Here is a 304-nt window from a genome sequence, read left to right as displayed (position 1 = left end):
CATCGTCCGAGCACATCATTGTGCGGTCGGCATAAAAAGGGGACTCAGAAAGCCCAGGCGCTTGGCCGATCGCGCGGCGGCTTCACCACCAAGCTCCATGCCCGGTGCGATGCGCAGGGGCGGCCGCCCGGCTTCGTCCTGACGCCCGGACAAACACACGACAACCAGGGCTTTGTACCGTTGTTCCGGATGATTTCCGACCGGATAGAGGCGTTCCTCGCCGATAAAGGCTATGACGCTGACGCCATTCGCGAAGAGATCGCCAGCGCCGATATCGAGGCGGTTATACCCGCCAAAAGCAACA

Annotated in this window: 1 protein-coding gene; it reads left to right on the top strand. The window is 61.2% G+C overall.

The features are described 5' to 3' along the window. Window positions 1-18: 18 nt before the first annotated feature. Window positions 19-304, top strand: a 286-nt coding sequence (locus DUT91_RS27675; RefSeq protein ID WP_425373846.1) for a transposase, incomplete at its 3' end; no start/stop codon positions are given.

The organism is Paramesorhizobium salinisoli, assembly GCF_003335045.1.
GTDB classification, from domain to species: domain Bacteria; phylum Pseudomonadota; class Alphaproteobacteria; order Rhizobiales; family Rhizobiaceae; genus Paramesorhizobium; species Paramesorhizobium salinisoli.
This window is presented reverse-complemented; position numbering and strand designations above follow the sequence as displayed.